The organism is Pseudonocardia sp. McavD-2-B, assembly GCF_024124365.1.
In the GTDB taxonomy this organism is placed as follows: domain Bacteria; phylum Actinomycetota; class Actinomycetes; order Mycobacteriales; family Pseudonocardiaceae; genus Pseudonocardia; species Pseudonocardia alni.
In genome coordinates, this window is the sequence record NZ_JAMXSG010000229.1 from 1 (window position 1) to 9,746 (window position 9,746).

Genomic DNA, 9,746 nt, shown 5'->3' on the forward strand with positions numbered 1-9,746 from the left:
CGGACCGCGGGGTCGCCGCGACCGATCCGGCGGAGCCGCCGCCGTCGGGCTCGCGCAGCAGCGTCACCACCGCCACCAGGCCGGCGACCGACCCGCCGACCGGGACGACCGCGCCGCGCAGCCGCGCCCGTGTCCCCGACGGCAGGTCCACCCGGTCGTCGACGCCGGGGCCGCGGAGCAGCAGGAACCGGGCGTGGTCGGTGAGCGCGGCGTGGTCGCCCGCGTCGAGCAGGGTCTGCATCGCGGTGTTCGCCAGCACCGTGCGGCGCCCGACGGCGAGCACCGCCCGCCGGGTGCGGGACTCGGTGCGGGCGTAGGCGTCGAACAGGGCCTGCTGGGCGGGGTCGCGGTCGTGGAGCAGGGCGTCGGAGATGCGCGCGGCCGCGGAGCGCACCAGCGACAGCAGCAGCGGCGAGGAGTGCTCGGCGCGGCAGGACAGGTCGAGTACCGCCTCGATCCGCCCGGTCGCCGGGTCGCGCACCGGGGCGCCGGCGCAGGCGTAGTCGTGGAGCTGCTCGACGAAGTGCTCGGCGCCGACGATGTGCACCGGCCGGCCGGACTCCAGCACGGTCCCGACCCCGTTGGTGCCCACCGCGCCCTCGGCGTAGCCGAACCCGGCGGCGAACGCGTTGACGTCCGCGGACCGGGCGATCACCGCGTCGGTGTCCAGCCGCACCAGCAGCCGGGCCCGGTGGTCGGTGAGCGCGACGCACACCCCGATCCCGGCGACCTGCTCGACCAGCTGCTCCATCACCGGGCGCGCGCAGCGGACCAGCCGGGAGCCGGTGTCGAGGTCGGGGTGGAACCGGTTCACGATCATCGCCGGGTCCACCCCGCCCGCGATGCTGCGCCGCCACGACGCGACGACGTGGCCGGGCACGCCGGGCAACGCGACGTCGGGCCGGTCGAGCAGCTCGGCCCGCGCGGACACGAGCTCGCGACGGCGTGCGAGCAGATCCCCCATCGACGCACCTCTCTGTGCTCGTCATCACATGATGCGTCACCGGTCAACACCTGTCGCTGTCCGAAGTTCGGACACCCGCGGGACGCCCGATCCGACCTAGCGTCGGGTGACTGTCGTCACCCCTGCACCGGGAGGACCCCCATGGCCACCACGACCACCGAGCACGTCGACGTCCTGATCGTCGGGGCCGGGGTGTCCGGCATCGGCGCCGCGCACCGGCTGCGGGAGGAGTTCCCGGAGCGGAGCTTCGTGCTGCTGGAGGCCCAGGACGCCCCCGGTGGGACCTGGTGGACACACCGCTTCCCCGGTGCCCGCTCGGACAGCGACCTGTTCACCTACGGCTACCGGCACAAGCCGTGGAAGGGACCGTCGATCGCAGCGGGCGGGGAGATCCTGTCCTACCTCCACGAGGTCATCGACGAGGACGACCTCGCCGGGCACATCCGCTACCACCACCGCGTCACCGCGCTGAGCTGGTCCTCGGAGGAGAACCTCTGGACCGCGGACGTCACACGCACCGACACCGGCGAGACCCTGCGGATGACCGCGTCGTTCCTGTGGATGTGCCAGGGCTACTACAACCACGACGAGCCCTACACCCCGGAGTGGCCGGGCACCGAGCGCTTCGCCGGGACGGTCGTGCACCCGCAGTCCTGGCCGTCGGACCTCGACGTCACGGGGAAGAAGGTGCTGGTCATCGGATCCGGCGCGACCGCGGCGACGGTCGTCCCGGCGACGGCCGCGACCGCCGAACACGTGACGATGCTGCAGCGCTCGCCGTCGTACTGGTTCCCGGCGCCGACCGTGCACGAGCTCGCGACGATGCTGGAGCCGCTCGACCTGCCCGGCGAGTGGACCCACGAGATCCTGCGCCGCACCTACGTCCAGCAGCTCGACTGGCTGGCGACCACCGGCCGCGACGACCCGGACGCGCTGCACGAGTTCCTGGTCGAGACCATCCGGCCGCTGCTGCCCGAGGGCACCGACGTCGAGAAGCACTTCGTCCCCCGCTACCGGCCGTGGCAGCAGCGCATCGCGTTCGTGCCCGACGGCGACTTCTTCGCCGCGATGCGCGCGGGGAAGGCCTCGGTCGTCACCGACACCATCTCCGAGTTCACCGAGAAGGGCGTGCAGGTCTCCTCCGGCGAGGTGATCGAGGCCGACGTCGTCGTCACCGCGACCGGCTTCGACCTGGCGGTGTTCGGCGACATCCCCTTCACCGTCGACGGCGAGCCGGTCGACTTCACCCGGCACGTCACCTGGCGCGGTCTGATGATCAGCGACATCCCGAACATGGCCTACGCCTTCGGGTACTTCCGGCACAGCTGGACGCTGCGGATCGACCTGGTCAACGACCTGATCGGCCGCATCCTGGCGCGCATGGACGAGCGTGGGGACCGGGTCGTCGTCCCCACGCTGCGGGCGCAGGACGCCGACATGCCACGGCTGCCGTGGGTCTCGGAGGACAACTTCAACCCCGGCTACATCGGACGCTCCCAGCACCGCATGTTCGGGCAGGGCGACCGTGAGCCCTGGACCCACATGCACGAGCACGACGTCGACCGGGTCGAGCTGCCGAAGGCCGACCTCGACGACGGCCTGCAGTACCGCTGACCCGACCGACCGCACACCCCGAGGAGACCCACCGTGCCCCGCATCCCCGTGTCCACCGGCGTCGAGCTCAACTACGAGACCGCAGGCGACGGCGACCCGCTGCTCATGATCATGGGCACGTCCGGCGCGATCCCGCTGTGGGGCGAGCTCGCGTCCCGGCTCGCCGAGACCCATCGTGTGATCACATTTGACAACCGGGGCCTGGGCGGCAGCGACCGCGGCTCGGGGCCGATCACGGTCGGCTCGATGGCCGCCGACACCTCCGCGCTGCTCGACGCCCTGGAGATCCCGCGCGCGCACCTGCTCGGCTGGTCACTGGGCTCGGCCGTCGCACAGGAGATGGCGCTGGCCCGCCCCGAGCAGGTCGCCTCACAGGTCCTCTACGGCACCTGGGGCCGCACCGACGGCTTCCAGCGCGCGGTGCTCACCGCGCTGCGCCTGCCCTACGTGCACCGTGACATGGAGTCCGCACTGGCCGCGTCAGGGCTCGCGTTCTCCCCACAGGCCCTCGACGACCCGAACGTGGGCGCCCTGCTGGAGGCGCTGCTGCCGGCGTTCCCACAGGACGAGGCGCAGATGCAGGTGACCGTCGAGCAGTGGGACGCCGACCTCGTGCACGACACCCTCGACCGGCTGGACGCGATCACGGCACCGACGCTGGTCGTGGTCGGCGAGCAGGACCTGCTGACCCCGCACTGGCAGTCCCGCGCGGTGGCCGAGCGCATCCCGGGCGCCCGATTCGAGCTGGTCACCGGTCCGGGATCCAGCCACTGCATGCACCTGGAGCGGCCCGAGGACCTGACGAAGCTGGTCACCGGGTTCCTCGGCGAACAGCGGATCTGAACGGAGCGGCCGGGCGGACCCTCCCCGCCCGGCCGGCCCTCAGGACTCGCGGTGCGCCTTGGGGGACCGCCCGAACCGGGTCCGGAAGGCCCGGCTGAACGCCGCCGGGTCCGGCATGCCCCATCGCGCGCCGATCGCGCCTACCCCGACGTGGGCGGACTCCGGCCGGCGCAGGTCGGTCCAGGCGCCCTGGAGCCGCTCCTCGCGGATGACCCCGGCCACCGTGGTGCCCTCCTCGGCGAACAGCTTGTGGAGGTAGCTCACCGAGATCGCGCAGGCCGCGGCGATCCCGGCGGGGTCCAGGTCGCGGTCGGCGATGCGCTCGCGGATGACACCGCGGGCCCGGGCGACGTGCAGGTTCTCCGGGGCGGTCGCCGGCACGGTGCTGCGGACCAGCGCGACGAACACATCCCCGATGGTCCGTGCGACGGCCTCCTGCGCGGCCACGGGGACGTCGTCGCCGATCGCCCGGTCCAGCGAGGACAGCAGCGGCGGCAGCATCGCGCCGACGCCGCGACGGCCGTCGAGGGCGACCGCGGTGGCCTCGGCCATCTCCGCCCGGGACAGCGGCAGCGCGCTCTTGGGATGCAGGCAGACCTGGTACTCGAAGCTGTCGGTGGTGACGAAGGTGAACGGCCTGCTGCTGTCGTAGATCACGAACTCGCCGGGGCCGATCACCGCCTCCCGTCCGTCCTGAGCGACGAGTGTGCGGCCACGGCGGGCCAGCGCGATCTGCAGGTAGTCCTCGTCGGCCGCCCGCACCTGGCGCGGTGTGCGCTCGAAGCGGTGCGGCACCGAGGAGATCCGCCGCAGGTGGGTACCGGCCACCGAGGAGGCGGTGACCCGTCCGGAGACCAGACCGGTGGTGGACGGTGTCACGTCCAGCGCGACGAACTGGTCGCAGACCGTGGCGCGCCAGAAGTCCAGCCGGTCGGTCTCGGCCACGGTGGTGGTGTCGATCGTGACCAATGCCATACCCGAGCATCGCACGTGGACGTCACGAACGTGTTGCTCCGATGTGAGGACGTCGTCGCGCGGCACGTTCGGCCGCCCTGGCCCGTACCCCCTCGTCGGTGCAGAAGCCGGCCCCGGACCGCTTGAGGCAGAGCAGACCGAGTAACCGGCCGTGCCCGTCGACGACGGCGAGCCGCCTGCGCCCCTCGGCCCGCATCCGGTCGCGCGTCGCGGTCGCCGGCGCGGTGGGGGCGACGGTGCGCCCGGCCAGGGTGCCGAGCCAGCGGACCGGCGCCGCGGCGGGACGGCCGTCGAGGTCGCCGCGCTCCACCACGGCCAGCAACACACCCCGGTCGACGACGAGCAGCGCGTGCACGTGGTCGTCGCGGAACACCTCCCGGGCCTGGTGCACCGTGGTGGTGCGCCCGCACGTCCGCGGGTGCGCGATCATCGCCTCGCCGGTGCTGCCGGGGGCCCACCCCGTCCCGGGACGCTCCGGCGCCGGGCCGATCATGCCGCGTCGCTCGAGTGGCCGGGCACCACCGGGAGGTCGGGGCGCACCAGCGGGACGAGGTTGTTGACCGCCAGGGCGGCCTCGCCGAACCCGACCGAGATCAGCCGGACCTTGCCGTCGAAGTCGGTGATGTCCCCGGCCGCGAACACCCGGGGCAGCGTCGTGCGCATCGACCGGTCGACGGCGATGTGCCGGCGGCTCATCCCGATCCCCCAGTTCGACAGCGCCGCGAGGTCGGCCTTGAACCCCAGCGCGGCGACGATCTCGTCGACCCGCAGGGTCTCGACGCCGTCCGGGCCGGACACGTCGACCTCGGAGACGTGGCCGTCGCCGCGGACGTCGTGCACCTCGTAGGGGGTCAGGATCCGCACCGACGAGGCGCGCAGCTCGGTCACGCTGCGCTCGTGCGCGCGGAAGGCGTCGCGGCGGTGCACCAGGGTGACCGACGCGGCCAGCGGCTCCAGGCACAGCGCCCAGTCCACCGCCGAGTCCCCGCCGCCGACGATCAGCACGTCCTTGCCGGTCAGCTCGGCCGGGCGGGGCACCGCGTAACGCAGCCCGCGTCCGGCGTAGTCGCCGCCGGCGGGCAGCGGCCGCGGGGTGAACCGGCCCATGCCACCGGTGACCAGCAGCGCCCCGGCCCGGATCCGCACGCCGCGGTCGGTGGTGACGGCGACACCGTCGTCGAACTGCTCCAGCTCCACGGCGTCGTGCCCGAGCAGGTAGGTCGGCTCGGTCAGGGCGGCCTGCTCGACCAGGGAGTCGACCAGGTCCTGCGCCCGGACCCGGGGGAAGCCCGCGACGTCGAACACCGGCTTCTCCGGGTAGAGCACCGACATCTGCCCGCCCAGCTGGTCGAGCGCGTCGACGACGACCACGGACAGCCCGCGGAAGCCCGCGTAGTACGTGGCGTAGAGCCCGGTCGGCCCGGCGCCGACGACGACCAGGTCGGCGGTGAGCTCGCCGCTCACCGGGGCCTCCGCTGCGCGACGATCGGGTGGTCGCCGTCGGCCGGATCGGCGTCCTCGCCGCCGCCGGAGAAGCCCTGCTCGCGCACGAACAGCGCGTTGGCCTCGACGAAGTCCTGGTGCTCCGGGGGCATCCTGTGCTCCCAGTGGATGGCCTCGCTGGGGCACGCGGGCATGCACTTGCCGCAGTCGACGCATTCGTCGGGGTGGATGTACATCATCCGCTCGCCGGGGTAGATGCAGTCGACCGGGCACTCCTCCATGCAGGCGCGGTCCTGCACGTCGATGCAGGCTTCGGTGATGACGTAGGCCACGGGGTATTTCCTCCGATGTGGACGGTGACAGCACGTGGGTACGCGGCTCGGCCGGAGCAAGGGGTCTCCGGCCGAGCCGCGTGGCTCAGGCGGTCTCGACCTCGACGAGGGTGTCGGAGAACGTGGGCGCGTTGCCCAGGTCGCCGAACACGGTCGGGTTGACCGCGGCCAGGGTGGTGCCGGCCTTGGAGTTCTTGCGCCAGCCGCCCATCGGGCTCACCACGACCCCGCGGGACACGGTGTCCTGCAGCGACGCGACGACGGTGAACTCGCCCCGGTCGTTGAACACGCGCACCGGCGCCCCCTCGGCGATGCCGCGGGCAGCGGCGTCGTCCGGGTGGATGATCAGGGTGTGCTCGTTCGCGACGCGGCGGTGGAACTCGTGGCTGGCGAAGCTCGAGTTCAGGAACGCGTGCGACTTGGGCGTGAGCAGGTTGAGCGGGTAGCGGGCGGCGAGCTCGGGGTCCGCGGCGGCGGACTCGCGCGGCGGGATGTAGTGCGGCAGCGGGTCGACCGGCTGGCCGGGCTGGTGGTCGTTGGAGCCCTGCCGGAACAGCGGGACGACGAAGTTGCCGCCCGCCGCGGCGGCGGAGACGAACTCGGCCTTGCCCGACGGCGTCGGGAAGTTCCCCTCGGCGTGCGGGGCGTAGGCCTCCGGCGGGGCCACGTTGAGCCGCTGCCAGCCCTGCTCCTTCAGCGACTCGACGGTGATCCCCTCCATGTGCGGGTGGGACCAGTCGAACGCCTCGGCGATCATCTCGGAGTCGGTGCGCCGGAAGACCGGGTCGTCGAAGCCCATCGCGGCAGCGAGCCTGCGGAACATCTCGGTGTTCGGGACGGCCTCGCCCAGCGGCTCGATGGACCGGTGGTTGTAGGTCACGAAGAGGTGACCCCAGGAGAACATGATGTCGTCCTGCTCGAGCTGCGTCGTGGCCGGCAGGACGATGTCGGCGTACTCCGCGGTGTCGGTCATGAACTGCTCCGACACGACGGTGAACAGGTCTTCGCTCTCCAGACCCTTGATCAGCCGGTCCTGGTCGGGCGTGGTGACGACCGGGTTGGAGTTGTAGACCATCAGGCCCTTGATCGGCGGGCCGGCGGGCAGGTCACCGGCGAGCGCGGCACCGAGCCGGTACTGGTTGATGACCCGGGTGCCGGGGGTGAGCATCTCCGGGTGCATGAAGGCGCCCCAGTTGACGGGGAACGCCCACAGCGGCAGCTGCAGGATTCCGCCGCCGGGCCTGCGCCAGGCGCCGACGAGGCCGGGCAGACAGGACAGGGCGCGCACGGTCTGGCCGCCGCCGGCGTGCCGCTCGACGGCGACGCCGATCCGGATGACCGACGGCTGGGCGCCGGCGTACTCGCGGGCGAGCACCCGGATGGTCTCGGCGGGCACGCCGGTCTCGGTCTCGGCCCACTCGGGGGTGTAGCGGGAGACGCGCTCGGCGAACTCGTCGTAGCCGACGGTGTGGTTCGCGATGTAGTCGTCGTCGGTGAGGCCCTCGGCGATGATCACGTGCGCCATGGCCAGGGCGAGTGCGCCGTCGGTGCCGGGGCGGATCGGGATGTGCTGGTCGGCGGCGGCGGCGGTGCGGGTGCGGACCGGGTCGACGACCACGACCTTGGCGCCGTTCTTCCTCGCCTTCGCGATGTAGGGCCAGAGGTGCAGGTTGGTGCTCATGATGTTGCAGGCCCACACCAGGATGAACGTGGAGTGCACGAGGCTCTCCGGGTCCACCCCGGCGGTGTCGCCGATGGTCATGGCGTAGGCGGTGCAGGAGCCGGAGTCGCAGTAGGTGCGCTCGGCGACGGTGGCGCCCAGCTTCGCGAAGAACGGGTCGCCGACGTTGAGGCCGTTCAGGATGCCCTGCGTGCCCAGGTAGCTGACCGGCATGATCGCCTCGGGGCCGTGCTCGTCGGCGATGGCCCTGAAGCGGGTGGCGATCTCGGTGACGGCGTCGTCCCAGGTGATCCGCTCGAAGCGGCCGCTGCCCTTGGGCCCGGTCCGGCGCATCGGGAACAGCACGCGGCCCGGGTCGTACACGCGGTCGAGGTAGTTGTTGACCTTCACGCAGAGGCCGCCGTTGGTGTACGGGTGGTCCGGGTCGCCGACGACCGAGGTCGCCGTCCCCGAGCCGTCGACGGTCACCAGCATCGCGCAGGTGTCCGGGCAGTCCTGGGGACAGGCGGCCTTGACCACCTTCTCGGTCAGCGGCGTCGCCGGGGCCTCGTGCGTCGCGGTCATGGGTGCTCCTCGCCTCGTGGTGGGATGGCGTCGCCCACGAGACTGGTCGCCCGCCGCGCGCCGGTCTTGGCACCGGGAGCACTGACGTTGTCCCGGGGAGCACAATCGCCCCCCGGGACGCCCGGTCAGGCGTAGGTGTGGAAGCCCCGCCCGGTCTTCTTGCCGAGCAGGCCGGCGTCGACCATGCGGGCCAGGAGCGGCGGCGGCGCGTACAGCGGCTCCTTGAACTCCGCGTACATCGACTCCGCGACGGCCTGCACGGTGTCCAGGCCGATCAGGTCGGACAGCGCGAGCGGGCCCTGCGGGTGCGCACAGCCGCGGACCAGTCCCTCGTCGATGTCCTCGGCGGTGGCGAAGCCGGACTCCATCATCCGGATCGCCGACAGCAGGAACGGCACCAGCAGCGCGTTGACGACGAAGCCGGCGCGGTCCTGGCAGTCGATCGCCTTCTTGCCCAGACCCTCCTCGACGAAGCTCCGCGCCCGGGCCAGGGTGTCCTCGGAGGTCATCAGGCTCGGGACGAGCTCGACCAGCGACAGCACCGGCACCGGGTTGAAGAAGTGGATGCCGACGACCTGCTCGGGACGCTTCGTCGCCACCGCGAGCTTCATGATCGGGATGGACGACGTGTTCGACGCCAGCACCGCGCCGGTGTCGGTGACGAGCCGGTCCAGCTCCCGGAAGACGCCGGTCTTGAGCGCCTCGTCCTCGGCGATCGCCTCGACGACGAGCTCCCGGTCGGCCAGCGCGTCCAGCCCCTCGACGACCTCGAGGCGGGACAGAGCCTCCTCGGCGGAGTCGATCCGGCCGCGCTTCTCCGCCCGGGCCAGCGACGACTCCAGGCGGGCCCGGCCCGCCTCCACCGCGGCGGCGGAGGTCTCGACGACCCGCACCCCGTACCCGGCCCGTGCCGCGACCTCCGCGATCCCGGATCCCATCTGACCGCAGCCGACGACGCCTACGCGCTCCATGAGCACCTCAGTTCCCTCTGCGCGTCCCGGGATCTCCGGGACGCGGTCGAACCGTCGAGACTTCCGTCGGCGGGGGGCGGGGCACAACCCGGCGCGACGACGGGTGCCCGGCCTCACTCGGCCGGTGCGGCCGGTGCGGCCGGTGCGGCCGGTGCGGCGGACGTGCACGTGTGCGGCGGTCCCGGACGCCGTCCCGCTCCGGCGCAGGCCGCCGGCTCAGCGACGGTCGGCCGGGTTCCCCACGGGGCGGGGCGCATCCCCGCGACCGACGGCGGGCAGCTGCACGGTGGCGTCGTCGGGGAGGCGGCGATGGCCCCTGGGCGCCGCCGGACCGGCGTCGGACGCGGAGACGGTCGGGG

Annotated in this window: 9 protein-coding genes; 2 read left to right on the forward strand and 7 right to left on the reverse strand. The window is 72.8% G+C overall.

What is annotated here, in order from left to right; all coding sequences use genetic code 11:
• Positions 1-964: GAF domain-containing protein (locus NH602_RS23505; RefSeq protein ID WP_253068920.1), on the reverse strand; the 964-nt coding region annotated here is incomplete at its 3' end.
• A 141-nt stretch (positions 965-1,105) separates the two neighbouring features.
• On the opposite strand from NH602_RS23505, the gene NH602_RS23510 reads away from it, so the two are divergent.
• Positions 1,106-2,578 (forward strand): NAD(P)/FAD-dependent oxidoreductase, encoded by a 1,473-nt coding sequence (locus tag NH602_RS23510; protein WP_179761167.1) that lies wholly within the window; start codon positions 1,106-1,108, stop codon positions 2,576-2,578.
• 33 nt (positions 2,579-2,611) lie between these two features.
• Positions 2,612-3,421: an alpha/beta fold hydrolase gene (locus NH602_RS23515; protein WP_179761168.1), complete on the forward strand. Its 810-nt coding sequence runs from the start codon at positions 2,612-2,614 to the stop codon at positions 3,419-3,421.
• Between the two features lie 39 nt (positions 3,422-3,460).
• Here NH602_RS23515 and NH602_RS23520 read toward each other — a convergent pair whose 3' ends face one another.
• From NH602_RS23520 to NH602_RS23545, 6 genes are all read right to left on the reverse strand, one after another.
• Entirely contained in the window at positions 3,461-4,396 is a 936-nt protein-coding gene (locus NH602_RS23520) for a helix-turn-helix domain-containing protein (protein WP_253068921.1), read from the reverse strand.
• A gap of 22 nt (positions 4,397-4,418) precedes the next feature.
• A complete protein-coding gene (locus tag NH602_RS23525) occupies positions 4,419-4,889 on the reverse strand; it encodes a CBS domain-containing protein (protein WP_253068922.1) in 471 nt (156 codons plus the stop codon).
• Positions 4,886-5,860, reverse strand: a complete 975-nt coding sequence (locus NH602_RS23530) for an NAD(P)/FAD-dependent oxidoreductase (protein WP_253068923.1) — start codon at positions 5,858-5,860, stop codon at positions 4,886-4,888. Before NH602_RS23530 ends, NH602_RS23525 begins: the two co-directional genes overlap by 4 nt.
• On the reverse strand, positions 5,857-6,171 hold the full coding sequence (gene fdxA / locus NH602_RS23535) for a ferredoxin (RefSeq protein WP_253068924.1): 315 nt from the start codon (positions 6,169-6,171) through the stop codon (positions 5,857-5,859). The genes NH602_RS23530 and fdxA overlap by 4 nt, the downstream gene beginning before the upstream one ends.
• An 85-nt stretch (positions 6,172-6,256) precedes the next feature.
• On the reverse strand, positions 6,257-8,416 hold the full coding sequence (locus tag NH602_RS23540; RefSeq protein WP_179761172.1) for a molybdopterin-dependent oxidoreductase: 2,160 nt from the start codon (positions 8,414-8,416) through the stop codon (positions 6,257-6,259).
• A 125-nt stretch (positions 8,417-8,541) separates the two neighbouring features.
• Positions 8,542-9,387 (reverse strand): 3-hydroxybutyryl-CoA dehydrogenase, encoded by an 846-nt coding sequence (locus NH602_RS23545; protein ID WP_253068925.1) that lies wholly within the window; start codon positions 9,385-9,387, stop codon positions 8,542-8,544.
• Positions 9,388-9,746 lie beyond the last annotated feature (359 nt).

Coding starts and splice junctions, on each gene's coding strand:
- NH602_RS23510 (WP_179761167.1), top strand. CDS start 1,106: ATGGCCACCACGACCACCGAGCACGTCGACGTCCTGATCGTCGGGGCC.
- NH602_RS23520 (WP_253068921.1), bottom strand. CDS start 4,396: ATGGCATTGGTCACGATCGACACCACCACCGTGGCCGAGACCGACCGG.
- NH602_RS23525 (WP_253068922.1), bottom strand. CDS start 4,889: ATGATCGGCCCGGCGCCGGAGCGTCCCGGGACGGGGTGGGCCCCCGGC.
- NH602_RS23540 (WP_179761172.1), bottom strand. CDS start 8,416: ATGACCGCGACGCACGAGGCCCCGGCGACGCCGCTGACCGAGAAGGTG.
- NH602_RS23545 (WP_253068925.1), bottom strand. CDS start 9,387: ATGGAGCGCGTAGGCGTCGTCGGCTGCGGTCAGATGGGATCCGGGATC.